This is a genomic window from Stenotrophomonas sp., assembly GCF_035634915.1.
In the GTDB taxonomy this organism is placed as follows: domain Bacteria; phylum Pseudomonadota; class Gammaproteobacteria; order Xanthomonadales; family Xanthomonadaceae; genus Stenotrophomonas.
In genome coordinates, this window is record NZ_DASQCB010000009.1 from 119,670 (window position 1) to 138,196 (window position 18,527).

At 68.0% G+C, this 18,527-nt stretch carries 14 protein-coding genes; 7 read left to right on the forward strand and 7 right to left on the reverse strand.

The genetic code is table 11. From position 1 onward, the window contains the following. Nucleotides 1-26: 26 nt before the first annotated feature. Together VER16_RS06840 and VER16_RS06845 are read right to left on the reverse strand one after the other, a co-directional pair. On the reverse strand, nt 27-3,002 hold the full coding sequence (locus tag VER16_RS06840; protein ID WP_324806557.1) for a TonB-dependent receptor domain-containing protein: 2,976 nt from the start codon (nt 3,000-3,002) through the stop codon (nt 27-29). Between the two features lie 131 nt (nt 3,003-3,133). Further along, nucleotides 3,134-6,493: a TIM-barrel domain-containing protein gene (locus VER16_RS06845; protein ID WP_324806559.1), complete on the reverse strand. Its 3,360-nt coding sequence runs from the start codon at nt 6,491-6,493 to the stop codon at nt 3,134-3,136. Nucleotides 6,494-6,816: 323 nt separating this feature from the next. On the opposite strand from VER16_RS06845, the gene VER16_RS06850 reads away from it, so the two are divergent. The 6 genes from VER16_RS06850 (at nt 6,817) to VER16_RS06875 (ending at nt 14,135) form a co-directional block, all read left to right on the forward strand. Continuing rightward, a complete protein-coding gene (locus VER16_RS06850; RefSeq protein ID WP_324806561.1) occupies nt 6,817-7,983 on the forward strand; it encodes an SIS domain-containing protein in 1,167 nt (388 codons plus the stop codon). Then, complete coding sequence (locus VER16_RS06855) at nt 7,976-8,914, forward strand: ROK family protein (protein WP_324806563.1); 939 nt, start codon at nt 7,976-7,978, stop codon at nt 8,912-8,914. Before VER16_RS06850 ends, VER16_RS06855 begins: the two co-directional genes overlap by 8 nt. 17 nt (nt 8,915-8,931) lie before the next feature. Further along, nucleotides 8,932-10,266 carry a D-tagatose-bisphosphate aldolase, class II, non-catalytic subunit gene (locus tag VER16_RS06860; protein ID WP_324806565.1) on the forward strand — a complete coding sequence of 445 codons (1,335 nt, stop codon included), beginning with the start codon at nt 8,932-8,934 and terminating at the stop codon, nt 10,264-10,266. Nucleotides 10,267-10,300: 34 nt separating this feature from the next. Further along, nucleotides 10,301-11,077 (forward strand): DeoR family transcriptional regulator, encoded by a 777-nt coding sequence (locus VER16_RS06865; RefSeq protein ID WP_324806567.1) that lies wholly within the window; start codon nt 10,301-10,303, stop codon nt 11,075-11,077. Next, a complete protein-coding gene (nagA, locus tag VER16_RS06870) occupies nt 11,074-12,201 on the forward strand; it encodes an N-acetylglucosamine-6-phosphate deacetylase (protein ID WP_324806569.1) in 1,128 nt (375 codons plus the stop codon). The genes VER16_RS06865 and nagA overlap by 4 nt, the downstream gene beginning before the upstream one ends. A gap of 155 nt (nt 12,202-12,356) precedes the next feature. Then, nucleotides 12,357-14,135 carry an MFS transporter gene (locus tag VER16_RS06875; protein ID WP_324806571.1) on the forward strand — a complete coding sequence of 593 codons (1,779 nt, stop codon included), beginning with the start codon at nt 12,357-12,359 and terminating at the stop codon, nt 14,133-14,135. 52 nt (nt 14,136-14,187) lie between these two features. On the opposite strand, the gene VER16_RS06880 is transcribed toward VER16_RS06875, so the two are convergent. The 5 genes from VER16_RS06880 to VER16_RS06900 all read right to left on the reverse strand — a co-directional run bounded on the left by VER16_RS06880 (nt 14,188) and on the right by VER16_RS06900 (nt 17,622). After that, the gene (locus VER16_RS06880) at nt 14,188-14,658 is read right to left on the reverse strand and encodes a SecDF P1 head subdomain-containing protein (RefSeq protein ID WP_324806573.1); all 471 of its coding nucleotides are present in this window, start codon (nt 14,656-14,658) and stop codon (nt 14,188-14,190) included. Continuing rightward, entirely contained in the window at nt 14,655-15,215 is a 561-nt protein-coding gene (locus VER16_RS06885) for an HdeD family acid-resistance protein (protein ID WP_324806575.1), read from the reverse strand. The genes VER16_RS06880 and VER16_RS06885 overlap by 4 nt, the downstream gene beginning before the upstream one ends. A gap of 197 nt (nt 15,216-15,412) precedes the next feature. Further along, entirely contained in the window at nt 15,413-16,090 is a 678-nt protein-coding gene (locus tag VER16_RS06890) for a ComF family protein (RefSeq protein WP_324806576.1), read from the reverse strand. 75 nt (nt 16,091-16,165) lie between these two features. Beyond that, nucleotides 16,166-16,630: a DUF4265 domain-containing protein gene (locus VER16_RS06895; protein ID WP_324806578.1), complete on the reverse strand. Its 465-nt coding sequence runs from the start codon at nt 16,628-16,630 to the stop codon at nt 16,166-16,168. Between the two features lie 80 nt (nt 16,631-16,710). Then, the gene (locus tag VER16_RS06900; RefSeq protein ID WP_324806580.1) at nt 16,711-17,622 is read right to left on the reverse strand and encodes a LysR family transcriptional regulator; all 912 of its coding nucleotides are present in this window, start codon (nt 17,620-17,622) and stop codon (nt 16,711-16,713) included. Between the two features lie 126 nt (nt 17,623-17,748). Between VER16_RS06900 and VER16_RS06905 the strand changes: the two genes are divergently transcribed. Then, nucleotides 17,749-18,498, forward strand: coding sequence for an SDR family NAD(P)-dependent oxidoreductase (locus tag VER16_RS06905; RefSeq protein ID WP_324806582.1), 750 nt, complete (start codon nt 17,749-17,751; stop codon nt 18,496-18,498). Nucleotides 18,499-18,527 lie beyond the last annotated feature (29 nt).

Consider the following 18,527-nt stretch of genomic DNA (forward strand, 5'->3'; position numbering starts at 1 on the left):
GGCGCACCTGGGTCACACGAACGGAATCACTTGAACCGGTAGCCGACGGTCACACTGTAGCCGCGGCCGAAGATGGTGGCGTAATCGCTGGAATCGCCCAGGAAGCTGTTGGGATCGTAGAACGGCAGGCGATCAAACAGGTTCTTGACCGTGAAGCTGAGGTTCCAGGCGTCGTCCGGGCGCCAGGTCACGCTCAGGTTGGCGGTCCACCACGACGGTGCGCCGTCGCACTTGCTGGCTTCCAGGGCCAGGAAGCCGGCGGTGCAGGTCTGCTTGTTGTTGTCCACCTCGTCCACGCGGTCGTAGGCCCACTTGGTGCCACCCACATAGTTGACGAACATGCTGGTGGTCACCTGCCTGTAGGTCCAGTCAGCGTTGAGCGTGGCGCGCAGGCGCGGGTTGTTGTAGTAGCCCACCACGTCGCCGTAGTACCAGCCGCTTTCATCATCCAGGTAGGAGCGGTTGCGGTTGGCGATGGTGGCGGCCAGGCCGATGTTCAGCCCGCCCCACTCGCCCAGCGAGAAGCGGCTGCGCGCATCCACATCGAAGCCGTCGATCAGGGTCTTGCCGCGGTTCTTGTACTGGCCCACCACGCTGGCCACGTTGCCCACGCTGTAGCCGGGCAGAACGCCGGGGCAGGCCACGCCACTGGCCGGGTCGGCGCACATCGCCGCCAGCTGGGCCAGGTTGGCGCGGTCAGCGTCGGTGATCGGCGAGCGCGAGGACGAGATGATGTCGGTGTCGCGGCTGAAATCCGGGGCCACGATTTCGTTGTTGCGGTAGATGAACCAGTAGTCGGCCGAGACCGACAGCCAGCTGGCCGGCTCGTAGACGAAGCCCAGGGTCGCGATCTTCGCCTTTTCCGGCTTCAGGTCCTGGTTGGGCTGGGTCATGCGGGCCACGGTGCGGCTGCAGTCGGCATTGAGCAGGCCCTTGCCCAGATCCACATCACCGGCACGCTGCGATTTCAGCAGCAGGTTGGCGATGGCATTGGTTTCGGCGCAGCGCACTTCATCGCGGTAGCCACCGAGCTGGGCGAACACACCACCACTGCCCGACTCGGCCAGGCTGGGCGCACGGAAGCCGGTGGAATAGGTGCCGCGCAGCATCAGCTGGTCGAAGGCCTGGTACTTGAAGCCGATCTTCGGGGCGATGTTGGCGCCGAAATCCGGGTACTTGTCCACGCGCAGTGCGGCGTCCAGTTCCAGCTTGTCGGTGATCGGCGCCACCGTTTCGGCGAACAGCGCATAGGTGTTGCGCGCGCCATCGAACCACGAGCCACCCTGTTGGGTGATCAGGCCAGCGGCCGCATCCGAATTACCCGGGGTATAGAACGTTTCGCGGCTGGCGTTGAAGCCGAACGCCGCGCGCATCTCACCGGCCGGCAACTGCGCCAGCGGGCCTTCGATCTTGCCGTCCAGGGTATGCAGGCGCGTCCAGGACTGGATGTCGAAGGTCGGGAAGGCCTCGCGGATCAGCGCCGCGTTGGCCTCGCTGATCTCGCCGAATTTGTAGGCGGGGTGGTCGGAGATGATGACGCGGCCGGTGCCCGGATCCACCGAGTATGGGCCGAACGCCTTCTCGAAGCCCTTCAGGTTGACGTTGATGGTCTGGTAGGTGACCGAATGGGTACCGGCGGTGGCGAATGCGGTTTCCCAGTTCCAGTCACCCACGTTGCCACGCGCACCGGTCAGCACGCGGTAGCTCTGGTCGGTGTTGCGCTGGCCGAAGTAATTGGCGCCTGCATCCTGCAGCAGGTACTGCAGGCCGACCACGCCACCCATCATCGCTTTCAGTTCGGGGCTGGCGTGGTTGTACTCGTTGTTCGGGCCCAGGTACGGGTACAGGAACTGGTTGACCGACGTACCGGTATCGCGCGAGAACCAGCTGGTCGGGTTGCCGGTGGTGGTGCCGTAGACGCGCGGCGTACCGCCGTTGGCGCGCAGGTCGATATCGGTGTACGTGGCCTCGGCGAAGATCTCGGTGTTGTCGCCCACCAGGAAGGTGCCGTTGAGGTAGGCGGTGTTGCGCTCGGACTTGGCGCCGGCATCGATCTCGTTGTTCATCCACGTTTCCCAGACGCAGCTGGGGCCGGCGGCCTGGCCCTGCAGCACGTTCTGGCAGCCCGGCGCGGCTTCCTGCACGCGGCGGCCGGTCACCGGATCGAAGGCGAAGTAGGTGCCCGGGTTGAACTGGCCCGGCTTGCTGCCCACGCCCAGGCGCAGGTTGGTCAGGTAGTTGGGGTTGTTGACGTAGAACTGGTCGGGGCGCTTGTCGTAGAAATCGCTGAGCGGAATCGCGTCGCGGCGGTACATGTTCACCGCGCCATAAACGTTGAAGCGGTTCTCGGTCAGGTCACCGAAGCCTGCCGTGATGCTGGCCTGGCGTTCGCCGTAGGAATCGACGCGCGAAGACGTGTCGTTGGTGAAGTTGATCTCCGCGCCCTGGAAGTTGCGCTTGGTGATCACGTTGATGACGCCAGCCACCGCGTCGGTGCCGTACACCGCCGAGGCGCCGTCGGTCAGCACTTCCATGCGTTCGATGGCCGCGGCCGGAATCGCATCGATGTTGACGAACTGGGTCTGGAAGCCGGCCGGTGCACCGTAGTACGACAGGCGGCGGCCGTTCAACAGCACCAGCGTGCCCTGCGCGCCCAGGCCACGCAGGTTGGCCTGCGAGGCACCGTCCGAACCACTGAACAGCGAGCGCGAATCCTGCTGCGCCGGGCGTGCCGCAGGCAGGTTGTCCAGAACCTGCAGCAACGTGCGCGCACCCATGTTCTGGATGTCCTGCTTGCTGATGACCTGCACCGGTGAAGCGGTTTCGACATCGGTGCGGCGGATGTTGGAACCAGTGACCTCGATGCGGGCCAGATCGGTGGCGTTGTCCTTGCTGTCCTGGGCGGCAGCAGGCAGGGCGATCGACAGCAGCACGCCGGCGATGGCCAGCGACAGCGGGGCGAGGGAACGACAGGGCGGACGGGGGTGGCGTGCGGGCAACATCGGGGTTCTCTCCTGGCAGGGGTGCGGCGCGGGTGGGCGGCGCGAAAGCGATTGGCGGGCAAAACGCTCCCGGGCCACGGCTCGAAAGCCGTAGTCGGAATGGGCGGGGGAGGAGCGGTGTTACGTGGGGGTCATGGGGCGACGATGCTGGCGGAGTCGCCCTCCTGGCCGATCAGCACGGCGTTGGCCCAGTTGGCGCAGACCTGGGCGGGTTGGCTGCCCTGCGCACCCAGCGTGCGCAGGCTCAGGGTGGAAAGACCACGGATGTCCAGTTCCGGCTTGACCACGCCGGGTGCCTTCACCAGGCCGCTGTCGTACAGCAGGCGGCCGTCGCCCCAGACCTGGAACTGCAGGCCCCCGGCGGTGCGGCAGGCATCGTCGATGCCCAGATCGGCGCGCAGCAGGTTCCAGCCGCCCTGCAGGCGCAGGTCGATGCGGCTGTTGCCACCAACGCCCAGGCCACGGCGGAACTGCAGGCCGTTCATGCGCAGGCCGGCGTCGCCACGGAAGGACTGGTCGGCGCGGACCTGGCTGGCCAGCGCGGCCGGCACCGGCAGCTCGGAGAGATACTGCTGCCGGGCCGGTCGCTCCGGTTCCTGGTGTTCGAGGATGTGGAAGGTGGACAGCGCGATCGGGCCGACATCGCGCGGCTGCAGTGCATCGAAGGCGCGGGCGCTGCCCTGTGCAGCGGTGACCATCGGATCGGTGCTGCTGGCACCGTCGCCTTCGGGGTTCTGCACGCTCAGCACGCGGAAGCGCAGCAGGCGGCCGGCATGGGCCGGGAAGTCGATGCGCTGCACGCCTTCCTTCAACTGCAGGCGGCCACGCGCGATGGGTTCGCCCCACTCGCCGTTGCTGTCGCCCAGGTAGACCTCGTAGTCGCGCACCTGGCCGTGCTTCCAGTTCTTGTCGTTGCGCGGGGCAATCTCGATCCCGTCGATCATCTTCCGCTCGCCGAAGCCGACCACCCACTCGTGCGCGCCGGTACGCACGGCCTGGTTGCGCACGCTGCGGAACCAGGTGTCGGGGTCATCGTCGAAAGCATTTTCCAGCGCGTGGCCCGGTTCTTCGGCCGGGCGGTTGACCACCAGCAGGCTGTCGGCCGGCAGTTCGCGGCCCAGCACCGGTGCGGCCGGGAAGGCGTCATCGGCGGCCGCGGCGGCCACGGCGAAGTCCAGCTGCAGCTGCAGCGGCTGGCGGATGTCCTGCGTGGCCGTGCGCACATGCAGCGTGCCACGGCGATCCTTGGCATCGAAGTACCAGCCCTCGCTGGCGTCGTTGAATGCAGCGGCATCGGCCAGCGCCGGCAGCGCGCGGCCACCGGCCTGCACCGCGCGCGGTGCCTGCCGGCTGAGTACGCGCAGGCCATAGCGGCGCTGTGCCAGCTGGCCGTTGTAGCTGCCCTGCACCGCATCGATCTGCACCTGCACCGGGCCACTGCCCTGCGCCGGGGCCTGTACGCGCACCACCTGCGTGCTCGATTCGCCCTTCTGGTAGCGGCGGGTGGTGCCGTCGTCTTCGTACAGGGTGTACTGCGCATCGCCCTGCGGGTACAGGTCGAAGGTCACTTCATCGAGCGGCTTCTCGCCATCGAACAGCATCGACGGGTACATCGGCAGGATGGCACCAGCGCGCACGAACACCGGCAGCGTGGCCAGATCCACCTGGCGGTCCAGCTGCAGGCCGTCAGCACCGGCCTGCACGCGGCGGCCATCCCAGTAGTCGATCCAGCCACCGGCGGGCAGATGGATGTCGCGGCGCCAGCCACGGCTGGCGGCCTGGCTGCGGTACACCGGCGCCACCAGCAGGTCGCGGCCGAGCAGGAACTGGTACTTGTAGGTTTCATCCTGCGCATGCGGATCGCGCGGGTTGTCCCACATCAGTCCGCGCACCGGCGGCGCGCCGGTCTGCGCGGCCTCGTGCACCAGCCCGTACATGTACGGGGTCAGGCGCATTTTCAGCTTCAGGTAATCGCGGTTGATGCTGCGGTAGGGCTCGTCGTACCACCACGGGTGCTTGCGCGCGTTCGACGACCAGCCGCTCATGCCCATCAGCACCGGGGTAAACGCCTTCCACTGCAGGTCGCGGGTGAAGGTCTCGGCGCTGCCGCCGAAGATCGCGTCGACGTCGCCGCTGGCGTAGGCCATGCCGGACAGGCCCGAACCCACCAGGGTCGGCACGTGCCAGCGGATGTAATCCCAGCTGCTGCTCTGGTCGCCGGTCCAGGCCACGGCGTAGCGCTGGATGCCGGCCCAGCCCATCACCGTCCACAGGAACGGGCGCGAGTCGGAATTGTCGAGGATGCCGTTGAAGGCTTGGCGGTTGGCATCCATCGCGAACTGGTAGCCCTTGCCGGTCCAGGCCACGTCCAGCTTCTGCACGCGGGTACCTGCCTTGCCCACTTCCCAGGCGATCTTGTCGACGCCGTTCTCGGTCCACAGGCCGGTACGGAAGCCATATTTGGCCAGCCCCTGCACGGTCTCCGGCAGCTTCTGGTAGCCGCAGCCGTAGCCGTCGTTGGGCAGGATCCAGCCGCCGGGCATGTCATGTTCGCGGTACTGCTTCGCCACGCTGTCGATCACATCCGGCGTGGTGCCGGTCGGGCCGTCGCTCCAGCCTTCGGGCACCGTGCCGGGCTTCTTGCTGTTGTCGCCGTCGTTGTAGCAGTCGGCATCGCCGTAGGACAGCGCCCAGCGCGCGACCATGTTCGGGCGGCCGGTCAGCTGGGTGTAGCGCTCGATCAGCTTCGGCAGATCGGCACCGACGAAGTAATAGGCATCGAAGCGATCTTCTCGATGCAGCAGGGTGGCCTGGTCGGCCTGGCGCAGGTCGTAGCTGCCATCGCTCCAGGTGTTGCGCAGCATGCCCCAGCCACGGCTGCTGAGCAGCATCGGCGCCGGACTCGGGCGATCGCCTTCTTCCCAGCCACCGGAATAGGACACTTCCAGTTCGCGACCCTTGAACTGGTAACGGCCGTTCTGCTGGCCACCACCGAAATAGCCTTCATCGGCCTGCGAAGAGAGCACCTGCACGCTCTGCGTGGCATCCAGGTCCAGCGGCTGCAGTTCCTGCCACAGCGCGGTCGGCTGGCCGTTGTCCAGACGCTCCAGGCGCAGCCGCAGCGGTTGCCGCTGTACATGCAGCACCAGCGCTTCGGTGCGCACGCGGATTTCCTGTGCGTCTTCTTCCAGCTGCGCCTGCACGTTCGCCTTGGGCTGCGGCAGCACGATCGGTGCGGCCTTGTCACCGCCCCCGGTCAGGGTGCCCTTGCGGCCGGCCTGCACGCGGATGATGTCCGCGGCCGGCAGTTCGATGCGGATGCGCGCGCCGCTGTCGGTCTGCAGATCCCAGCCCTGCACGCCCTCGCGGCTGTCACTGGCGCTCACCGAGCGCAGGTTGCCGACCGGTTCGGCCTGGGCCGATGTCGCGGCCAGCATCACGGCCGGCAGCAGGGCCAGCAGCAGCGGCGAGCGACGAATGCGGTTCTCCACACGAACTCCCAACCCGTTCACGGGGCGTTTCGAAAGCAGTTGCGGCCGACTCTAGGGCAGGGATTCGAAAGATGTCAATAAACTGAAAGGAAAAAGGAAGATATATTTGATTGAAACGAAAGTTTGTGCGTCGCAATACTTTGTGTAATCGCTTGCAAACGCCTGTTAAGCATTGTGCGATACGGCACTCGCGCGATTCTTTCGTTTCTCGATCAGGGCGACGAAGACGGACGGGGCGGCGCTATTTCTTTCTTTTTTTCTTTCGATGTTTGACATTTCGAAAGAAAACGATGATGGTGCGCTGGCCCAACTGGAACCTCCGAATGGACGTCACCCTGCTTTCCGATGTGTCCGCCTGGCAGCGCTGCGGCGGAGCCGATACCGCCACCGAAATCGCCCAGCAGCCGGCGCTGTGGGAAGCCCTTGCACAGGACCTGTCGCGTGTCCGCGACCGCCTGCAGGCCTTCCTCGGCGACAGCCTCAACGATCCGAACCAGCGCGTGCTGTTCACCGGCGCCGGCAGCTCCGGCTTCATCGCCGAAATGGTGGCCGATGCGATCAATGCGCAGTGGCCGGCCGAAGTGCGCGTGGTGCATACCACCAGCCTGCTGACCCACCCGGCGCTGTACCTGCAGCGCGACCGCCCCACTTTGCTGGTGTCGTTCGGCCGCAGCGGTTCCAGCCCGGAAAGCGTGGCCGCGGTCGACCGCGTGCGCAGTGACGTGGCCGATGCCCGCTTCCTCGACATCACCTGCAACGCCGATGGCGAACTGGCCCGCCGTGGCGCCGGCCGCAGCGATACCTGCACCCTGCTGATGCCCTCGGCCAGCTGCGACCGCGCGTTCGCCATGACCAGCAGCCTGACCTGCATGCTGCTGGCCGCGCTGACCGTGTTCGACCGCGCGCCGTGGGAGGCGCGCAGCGCACGCCTGAAGCAGATCGCCGCGCTGGGCCGCGAAGGCCTGGCGCAGTGGGATGCGCCGGTGGCGGCACTGGCGCAGCGCCCGTTCAACCGGGTGATCTACCTGGCCAGCGGGCCGCTGGAAGCGCTGGCCCGCGAGTGCGCGCTGAAGGTGCTGGAGCTGACCGCCGGCCGCGTGCTGGCGCTGGCCAACACCCCGCTCGGCTTCCGCCACGGCCCCAAGTCCACGCTGGATGGCGACACGCTGGTGGTCGTACTGCGCAGCGTGCAGCCGCTGGCGCGCCGCTACGAACAGGACCTGCTGGAAGAGCTGCGCCGCGACGGCGTGGCGGGGCAGGTGCTGGCCATCGGCCCGCATGCCGATACCGCCGCCGAGGATGACCATACCCTCAGCGTGCCCATGCTTGAACCGGCGCTCGATGATCCGTGGCTGGCGCCGGTGTGGCTGGGCTTTGCCCAGCTGTTCGCGCTGCAGCGTTCGGCCGCGCTGGGCCTGACCCCGGACAATCCGTTCCCGGACGGCACCGTCAACCGCGTCGTCCAGGGCGTCACCATCCACCATGGCTGAGCTGATCGCCCACGCCTGCTACGGCATCGACATCGGCGGCACCAAGATCGAGCTGGTGGCGTGCGATGCGGCGATGCAGGTTACCTGGCGCCGCCGCGTGGCCACGCCGCAGGGCGACTACGCCGGCTTCCTGCAGGCCGTCGTTGCGCTGGTGGAAGAGGCCGATGCCGCGCTGGGGCGCAGTGACGCCGCCATCGGCATCGCGCTGCCCGGCGTGCGCGACCGCCGCAGCGGCCGCCAGTTGAGCGCGAACGTGCCGGCATTGACCGGCCAATGCGTGGCGCAGGACCTGCAGGCCCGCCTGCAGCGTCCGCTGCACTTCGGCAATGACCTGCAGTGCTTCGCCTTGTCCGAGGCGCACGGGGGTGCTGCAGAGGGTTACCCCAGCATGTTCGGCGCCATTCTCGGCACCGGTGCCGGTGGTGGCTTCTGCCTGCAGGGCCGCCTGCTGACCGGCTTCAACGGCCTGGCCGGCGAGTGGGGCCACTGGAGCGTGCCCGGCCACCTGCTGCAGCGCCACGGCCTGCCCCTGCTGGACTGCGGCTGTGGCCTGCAGGGCTGCGTGGAGCGCTACGTGTCCGGCAGCGGCGTGGCGATGATCGAACGCCATCTCGGCGGCAGCGCGCGCGACGCCAGCGCGGTGATCACCCTGGCCGAGGCCGGCGACGTGCGTGCCCGGCAGGCGCTGGACATCCACCGCGACCTGCTCGGCCACAGCCTGGCTGCACTGGTGCTGGCACTGGACCCGCACGTCATCGTGCTCGGTGGCGGCCTTTCGCAGTACGCGCCGCTGTACCAGCTGCTGCCCACCGCCGTTGCCGCGCATCTGTTCAACGGCGCACAGGTGCCGCCCATCGTGCCGCCGCGCTTCGGCGATGCCGGCGGTGCCCGCGGTGCCGCCCTGCTCGCCTGCCAACCCTCGTTTTCCTGATTGACTGGAGCCTGACCATGTCCCCGCTGCAGACCCTGCTTGCTTCCCACCGTGCCGGCGCCAACGTTGGCCTGTACAGCGTCTGCTGCAGCAACGAACAGGTGCTGCGCGCGGCCATGCACGTGGCGCTGGCGCACGGCACCGTGCTGTTGATCGAGGCGACCTCCAACCAGGTCGACCAGTTCGGCGGCTACACCGGCATGACCCCGCCGCAGTACCGCGATTACGTCGGCGCGCTGGCCGATGAAGAGGGGTTCCCGCGCGAGCGGCTGATCCTAGGCGGTGACCATCTCGGCCCGAATGCCTGGCAGAAGCGCCCGGCCGCCGAAGCGATGACCCACGCGCGCGTGCTGATCGAGGCCTACGTGGCCGCCGGCTTCCACAAGATCCACCTGGACTGCAGCATGTCCTGCGCCGATGATCCGGTGCCGCTGCCCGATGCGATTGTCGCCGCGCGCTCGGCCGAACTGGCCGGGATCGCCGAGCGCACCGCCGCCGAACACGGCCTGCCGCCGCCGGTCTATGTCATCGGCACCGAAGTGCCGGTGCCCGGCGGCGAAGCCTCGTTGGCCGGTGGCCTGCAGGTGACCACGCCGGCCGCTGCCGCGCAGACCCTGGCCGTCCACCAGCAGGCCTTCGATACGCCACAGCTGCGCGATGCCTGGCAGCGCGTGATCGCGATGGTGGTGCAGCCGGGCGTGGATTTCGACCACAGCAGCGTGCACGAGTATGACCCGGCGGCCGCCAGTGCGCTCGCGGATTTCCTCGAACAGCAGCCGCGCATCGTGTTTGAAGCGCATTCCACTGATTACCAGCGCGAAAGCGGCCTGCACGCACTGGTGCGCGACCACTTCGCGATCCTCAAGGTGGGCCCGGCGGCGACCTTCGCCTACCGCGAAGCGCTGTTCGCGCTGGCCGCCATCGAGGCCGAACTGCTGCCGGAAGCGCACTGCTCGCGCCTGCCGCAGGTGCTGGACGAGGTGATGCAGGCGCAGCCGAAGTACTGGCAGCCGTATTACCAGGGCGACGAAGCCGAGCTGCGCCTGCTGCGCCGCTTCTCCTTCAGCGACCGCTGCCGCTACTACTGGGGCGAACCCGCATTGCTGCAGGCGGTGCAGACCCTGTTCGCCAACCTGGACCGGCAGGCACCGCCGCTGGTGCTGCTCAGCCAGTACCTGCCCGGGCAGTACCGCGCCGTGCGCGAAGGCGCCCTGGCCAATACCCCCAGCGCGCTGGTGCAGCACCGCATCGGCCAGTGCCTGGGCGAATATGCCCGCGCCTGCAGCGCCAACCAGGCTGGCAGCCGCAAGCAGAACGCAAGTTCGGCTGCCTCCGTTCTTGCGAACGGCTAATCTCTACCTTTCCAGACGAAACCGAGAGATGGCCATGCGCAACACCCGCTCCCGCCGGCAACAGATCCTGCAGCTGCTGATCGAGCATGGCTCGGTGCAGGTGGCCGATCTGGTCGAGCGCTTCGGCGTGTCGGCGGTGACCATCCGTGCCGACCTCACCCACTACGAAGCGCAGGGGCTGGCCACCCGTACCCACGGTGGCGCCACCCTGGTGCGCACGCCGCCGCAGGAACAGGACATCCACGAAAAGGATGCGCTGAACCTGCCGCTGAAAGAGTCCATCGGCACCGCCGCCGCGCGGCTGGTGCAGGCCGGCGACAACATCATCATCGACTCCGGCTCGACCACCATGACCCTGGCCCGCCACCTGCGCGACCACCGCGACGTGACGGTGATGACCAACGGCCTGAACATCGCCTGGGAACTGGCCAACGCACCCGGCATCAACGTGCTGCTGACCGGCGGCCTGCTGCGCCAGCAGTCGCTCTCGCTGCAGGGCAGCCAGGCCGAAGCCAGCCTCAACTCCTACAGCTTCGACACCCTGTTCCTGGGCGTGGACGGCCTGGACCTGCAGTTCGGCCTGACCACCCACGATGAAGCCGAAGCCCGCCTCAACCACCGCATGGTCGAGCGTGCGCGGCGCATCGTGGTGCTCACCGACGCCTCCAAGTTCGGCCGCGTCAGCCTGCACCGCATCGCGCTTTTGGACCAGATCCACGCCATCATCACCGACGCCGGCATCGACGATGCCACCCGCGAGGGGCTGCAGCGGCTGGGCATCGAAGTGATCATCGCCGAGACACCGCCATGACCGACACCCGCCGCCTGCACGGCCGCATCCTCACCCCGCTGGGCTGGCGCCGTGGCCATGTCCAGTTCGATTCGCACATCCGCCAGCTGCAGGTCGATGACCACAGCGGCGCCGACGACCTGCAGCTGCCAGTGATCCTGCCCGGCTTCATCGACCTGCACGTGCACGGCGCGGCCGGCGTGGACCTGATGCAGGGCGGCGACGTGGCCCGCACCATCGCCCGCACCCACCTGCGCTTCGGCACCACTACCCTGCTGGCGACCACCATGACCGCCGGCCTGGATGAGATCCAGCATGCCCTGCAGGGCGTGGCCGCAGCGATGGCGGCGCCCGATGCCGAGGCCGCGTGCATCGCCGGCGTGCATCTGGAAGGCCCCTTCATCAGCCCGCAGCGGCTGGGCGCGCAGCCCAACCGCACCATCGAGGCGACGCTGGCGCTGGTGCAGCAGCTGCACGCACTGGCACCGATCCGGGTGATGACCCTGGCGCCGGAAATCGGCGAGCACACCGCGCTGATTCCCGCGCTGGCGGCCATGGGCATCCGCGTGCAGCTGGGCCACAGCGCCGGCACCTACGAAGAAGGCGTAGCCGCGCTGCAGGCCGGTGCGTCCGGCTTCACCCACCTGTTCAATGGCATGACCGGCGTGGACCACTACCGCCCGGGCATTGCCGCCGCCGCGCTGGCGCATGCGCAGTACGCCGAGATCATTCCCGACCTGCAGCACATCCACCCCGGTGTGATCCGGCTCGCCGCGCGCGCGATTCCGCGCTTGTACGCGGTGACCGACGCCACGGCCGCCACCGGCATGCCCGATGGCGAGTACGCGCTGGGCGAACAGCGCGTGCACAAGTGCGGCGGCTGCGTGCGCCTGGCCAGCGGCTCGCTGGCAGGCAGCGCGCTGACCATGGACCAGGCGCTGCGCAACCTGGTGCAGGTGGGCCTGGACCTGGCCGATGCCTCGCAGCGTGTGTCCACCTTCCCCGCCGCCTACCTGGGCCTGGAGGATCGCGGCCGCATCGCGCCCGACGCCCGTGCCGATCTGGTGGTGCTCGACGCCGGCCTGCGCCTGCAGCAGGTGGTGGTGGGTGGGCGCGTGGTCGATCTGAACGCTGCACACGCCTGACATACCGCCGCTCGCAACAACCGAAAACGTCTGACGTACCGCCTCTCGTAGAGTCGAGCTTGCTCGACTGCTCTTCCACGCCGTGCGCGCTCAGTCGAGCAAGCTCGACGCTACGAAAGCAATCCGCACCGAAATGCCGCACAGGAAACCTGTCGATGACTGCACGCACCGCCCCGCGCTGGCCCGTCCGCTACCTGCTCTTCATCGGCGGCCTCGGCGGCCTGCTGTACGGCATCGACATCGGCATCATCGCCGGTGCCCTGCCCTACCTCGAAGCCACGGCCAGCCATGCCTGGCAGCTCAGCAGCCAGCAGCTCGGTTTCGTCGTCGCCGCCGTGCTGCTGGGCAGCGTGCTGTCCTCGCTGTTCGCCGGCATGGTGGCCGACCTGATCGGCCGCCGCGGCGCGATGTTGCTGGCCGGCCTGCTGTTCACCGCGTCCATCCCTATCATGGCGCTGGCTTCGGGCTACACGCCGCTGCTGCTCGGCCGCCTGCTGCAGGGCGTCAGTGGCGGCCTGATCGGCGTGGTGGTGCCGCTGTACCTGGCCGAAGTGCTCAGCCCCGAGCGGCGCGGGCGCGGCGCCGCCATGTTCCAGCTGCTGCTGACCATCGGCCTGGTGCTGGCCGCACTCATCGGTCTGTACCAGGCGCATGCCGTGGACGCCGCCGCCGAGGCCGTGCGTTCGCTGCCGCTGGCGCAGCAGGCACAGGAACTGTTCGTGGTGAAGGACCACGCCTGGCGCACCATCTTCTGGAGCTGCCTGGCACCGGGCCTGCTGTTCTGCGCCGGGATCTTCTGGCTGTACGAATCACCGCGCTGGCTGGTACGCCGTGGTCGCGTGGAGGATGCGCGCCGCAGCCTGCAGCGCGTACTGCCCGCTGCCGACGTCGAGGCCACGCTGGCGCAGATCCAGGCACCGGAATCGAGCAGCAGCGACGGTCGCCGCGATCCGCTGCTCAGCCGCCGCTATGTCGTGCCGTTCCTGCTGGCCTGCGTGGTGCTGGCCTGCACCCAGGCCACCGGCATCAACTCGGTGCTGGCCTACGCGGTCAACATCCTCAACCAGGCCGGCCTGTCCGGCTCGGTGGCCAACGGCGCGGATGTGGCCATCAAGCTGCTCAACGCGGTGATGACCGTGGTCGCCCTGCTGCTGGTCGACCGCAAGGGCCGCAAGTTCCTGCTGATGCTGGGCAGCGGCGGCATCTGCGTGGCGCTGCTGGCCGCCGCCACGCTGTTCTTCCAGGCCGAGCGCGGCCGCGCCGACGTGCAGCCGCAGCTGCAGGCCGCGGTCAGTGGTGACGGCCTGCAGCTGGTCCTGGATGACGCGCAGTGGCAGCGCCTGGCGGGCAGCACCGACCGCGAAGGCCGGCCGCTGCAGCTGACCGTGTCCTATGCCTATGGTGATTTCACCAACGTGCGCGCCCTGCGCAGCGACAACCTGGGTGACCGCGAACTGCGCATCGAACGCTCCGGAACCGTGCAGCCGGACAGCGTCATCGGCGCCTTCTTCCGCCACCTGCACCTGAACCCCTTCGCCGACCCGGCCAGCGCCGCACAGGCACCGCTGCGCATCGAACAGGCGCGCATCGGTCCGGTGCCGCCGCCGGCCCATGGCTGGGCGGTGGCCACGTGCATCCTGGTGTTCGTGGCGTTCTTCGCAGTCGGTCCCGGTGTCTGCGTGTGGCTGGCGCTGTCGGAGCTGATGCCCAACCGCATCCGTTCCAACGGCATGAGCATCGCCCTGCTCATCAACCAGTTCGTGTCCACCACCATCGCCGCGCTGTTCCTGCCCACCGTCGGCCACTACGGCTACGCGAGCATGTTCCTGTTCTGGGCCGGCTGCACGTTCGTGTTCTTCCTGGTGGCCGCGCTGTGGCTGCCGGAAACCAAGGGCAAATCGCTGGAGGAGATCGAGGCGCGGTTTGCCAGGTAGCGGTCGACCTTGGTCGACCTCCGTGGACATCGCGGGGGTATCGGTGCGCCGATCACTGGCCGGTGATGTGCTTCTCCAGCGCCTGCGCTTCGGCCACGCTGGGCAGGCCACTGAGCATCATCGATTCGCCGAACGGGCCCTGTACCGTTGCCACCATCAGCACGCGGCCGTCCACGCTGATCGCCGCACGCTGGCCCACCAGGGCCTCCGTGCCAGCATGGATGCGCTGGCGCGCCTCGGGCCGGTAGCGGATCTGCAGGCCGGGTTGATTGGCCTGGTCCAGCACATAGCGCACATCGGCGATATCGGCACTGCTGGCGATCGGCGGCTCGCGCAGGGCAATGGTCCCGCCCTGCCACTGCGCGGGCGTGCCCTTGCCGGCCGCGTCGACCGCGCTCAGGCGTACGTCCACGCCCGAACGCGGTGCATGCGCCGGGCCCGTCATCGCCTCAGGCGTTGCCGCCGGCATGCATCCGGTCAGGGCCAGCGCCGCGCTCAGCAACAGTGCTCGCGCGCCCCTCATTTCAGCTTCCTCAACTTCAGTGCCACCACGATCTGCAGCAGCCCATACAACAGGCTACCGATACCGATCCACAACGTGGTGACAGCCACCCCGGCCAGCGGGTTGGCCGCAAACAGCAGGCCCAGCACGATGGCCAGCATGCCGCTGAGGATCAGCACCCATTCGCCCTGGATGTGCCTACGCACGCGCACGGCGAACACGATGCGGTAGATGCCCGCCACCAGAAGCCAGGCGGCCAGCAGCAGCACCAGCACGCTGGCGGTGGCCAGCGGGTTGATCACCGCCAGCGTGCCGAACCCCAGCGACACCAACGCGTACAGCAACAGCCAGCCGCGCGGCGCCCCGCTGCCTCCGCCGATCAACGCCAGTATGCTGATGACACCTTCGACGATGGCCATCAGGCCCAATGCCCAAGCCAGCGCCGTAGCCGCCGCCATCGGCCAGCCGATCGCGGTGATGCCGAAGCCCAGCGCGACCACGCCATACAGCAGCAGGATCGACCAGCTGCGGCCGATGGCCGACAACAACGGCGACGGTGAGGATTCGGGAGACAGCATGACCACTCCTTCGATCAGGTTCCGTGCCCCATCCTAGCGCCAGCGCCGTCGACGGCTCCATCACGGCAGCCGCGCGCCGGCTGGGTAGAGTCGACTGTTAGTCGACTATCGCGCGCAGCGCGAGGTTTCTCGCGATCTGAAGGGAGGGAAGTCGACTAACAGTCGACTCTGCCGGCGTGCATCACAGGCGCGAGCGCTCACGGCACCCGCGCGCACACCCATACACGCACGTCTCTTGCCCCCACCAGCCGCAGCGTTTCCGCCACTTCCAGCACGGTGCTGCCGGTGGTCATCACATCGTCCACCACGGTCAACCGTGGCGGTACCGCACCGCGCACATCGAAGGCGTCGAACAGGTTGTCGCGGCGCTGTTCGGCAGTGCGCTCCGACTGCGGTGCGGTATGGCGACGGCGGTACAGGCCACGCCACACCGGCTGCCGCAGCAGGCGGCACAGCTCCCCGGCCTGGTCATAGCCGCGCTGGCGCAACCGACGCGCGTGCAGCGGCACCGCCACCAGCGGCGGGCACGCCCACGGTGGCGGCCTGCGCTGCATCAGCTGCGCAAGCAGGCGACCCGCCGCCAGGTCCTGATGGAACTTGTAGCGCACCAGCAACTGGTCCACCGGCGGCAGGTACAGCAGGCTGGCATGGGTGGCAGCCTGCGGCGGCGGCTCCTCGCGGCAGGTGCCGCAGACCGGCAGCGCGCTGTCGGGCAATGGCAGCGCACAGCGCAGGCAGGCACGGCGAGACCAGGGAACATCGGCCAGGCAGGCGGCGCACAGGTCCAGGCCATCGTGGCCAGGATCGTCGCAGACCAGGCAGCGCAGCGGCAGAAGCAGGCGCAGCGCACGGGAAGTGAGTTCGAAAACGTGCATGACGCAGGTTTGCCGCCATCGGCGGGCAAGTGCCATCGGGATACATCGCTTGCACAGGTCAGGAACGACCGAACTTCAACCCTCGGGATAGCGCCGCTCGTAGCTGGGATCAGCATGCTCCCATTCCGCAACGGACTGCCCCGCCAGATAGGCGAACACCTGCTCTGCATCCACCTCGGGCGGAATGTCCACAGCCAGATAGTGCTTCGAAGCACCCTCATAGCTGCAACCCAGCGCTACCAGTTGCGTGAGTACCCCGTCGGCAGCATTCCCCGGAATCGCGGGCGTTTCGAACTTCACGCGGACGGTGCGGTGGCCCGCGCGCACGACCACCGCCTCGAACGTCGGCAGGCCTTCGGCTTCGTTGAAGGGCGCCAGTACGATGTCATTCCAGGACACGTCGTAGGCGTAGAAGGGAACGTTGTCGAGCTTGTAGCGACCATCACCCAGCGACTCCGCCCACAGGGTCTCAACGATCGCGCCATCGCCACCGTCTCCATCCGGCACCCGGAACAACACTTTCGCATTGGGATTGTTCATCGGCGATTCCATTCGTCTCGTGCCCGGCCATCATCATGGCGCACAGACCCACCTGCAAGCCCGGCCCACGCCAGGTGTCGCTACGCCTCACCCGCCAACAACGGCGGTAACACCTCCGCCAACCAATCAATGAACACCCGCAGCCGTGGCGTCACATGGCGGTTGTTCGGGTACACCACATGGAACGGGTACGGCGCAGGCCGCCATGGCTGCAGCACTTCCACCAGCGCCTTGCTGCGCAACGCAGCGCTGGCCGCGTAGCTGAAGGTCTGCACCAGGCCCATGCCTGCAACGGCGGCAGCCAGATGCGCATTGCTTTCGTTGATGCCGATGCGGTGCTCGGCCTTGATCTCGAACGCACCGTCTTCGCCACGAAAGCGGAAAGGGACCGCACGGCCACTGGACGGCAGCAGGTAGCTGACCAGGCGGTGGCCGTTGCGCAGCTCCTGGGGATAGGCAGGAATGCCATGCGCCCTCAGGTAGCCCGGGCTGGCACAGGTGATCAGGTGCGCATCGCCCAGGTGGCGGGCGACCAGAGACGAATCATCCAGTGCGCCGCCGCGGATCACGCAGTCGACGTTCTCGCTGATCAGGTTCACCGTTCGGTCGGACACACCCAGTTCGATGCGGATGTCCGGATGGCGCGCCATGAAATCAGGCAGCACGGGAATCAGCACATCACGCGCGGTGGATCCACCGATGTCCACGCGCAGCAGCCCGCGCGGTGCACCGCGTGCGGCGCTGAAGGAGGCGTCGACATCCTCGAGGTCGCGCAGCAGGCGGCCGGCTTTCTCGTAGTACGCCTGGCCTTCGGCAGTGACCGCCACACGCCGCGTGGTCCGCTGCAGCAGGCGCACGCCCAGATGCGCTTCCAGTTCGCGCACCAGCTTGCTCAGCGAGGTGGTGGGCATGTCCAGCGAATCGGCGGCGCGAGTAAAGCTGCCGGCCTCGACGACGCGGGCAAAGGCACGGATGGCAGTGAGCTGGTTCATGCCGCCGATTATGCATGCACGTGCACAGTTATTGTCATTGCGCATTATTTATCGCAGCCGCGCCGCCGCCGATCATTCTCCCACCCGCTGCCACCCCTCCCCCGGCAGCCCTTACAGGAGAACACCGTGAGCACTGATTTCAACGGCAAGATCGCCCTCGTCACCGGCGGCACCACCGGCATCGGCCTGGCCACCGCCAAGCACCTGGCCAGCCTCGGCGCCAAGGTCTTCATCACCGGCCGCCGCCAGCCGGAGCTGGACGCCGCCGTGGCCGCCATCGGCGCACAGGCCACCGGCATCCGCGCCGACGCCGCACAGCCCAGCGACCTCGATGCGGTCTACGCGCAGATCGCCCGCCAGGCCGGCCGCCTCGACATCCTGTTCGCCAACGCCGGTGGCGGTGACATGCTGCCGCTGGGCGCCATCACCGAAGAACACTTCGACCGTATTTTCGCCACCAACGTGCGTGGCGTGCTGTTCACAGTGCAGAAGGCGCTGCCGCTGCTGGTCGATGGCGCTTCGGTCATCCTCACCGGCTCGACGGTCTCGATCCAGGGCACGGCCAACTTCAGCGTGTACAGCGCCAGCAAGGCCGCCGTGCGCAACTTCGCCCGCTCGTGGGCGCTGGACCTGAAGGAGCGCCGCATCCGGGTGAACGTGGTCAGCCCCGGCCCGATCCGCACCCCCGGCCTGGCCGACTTGGTGCCCGACGAAGCACGCCAGGGCCTGTTCGATCACCTCGCCGCGCAGGTACCGCTGGCCCGCCTCGGCGAACCGCAGGAAGTGGCCAATGCCGTGGCTTTCCTGGCCTCGGATGCGTCCAGCTTCGTCAACGGCATCGAGTTCTTCGTCGATGGCGGCATGGCCCAGGTGTGAGGCGCGGTGGCCCGTGCGGCCACGGCTGC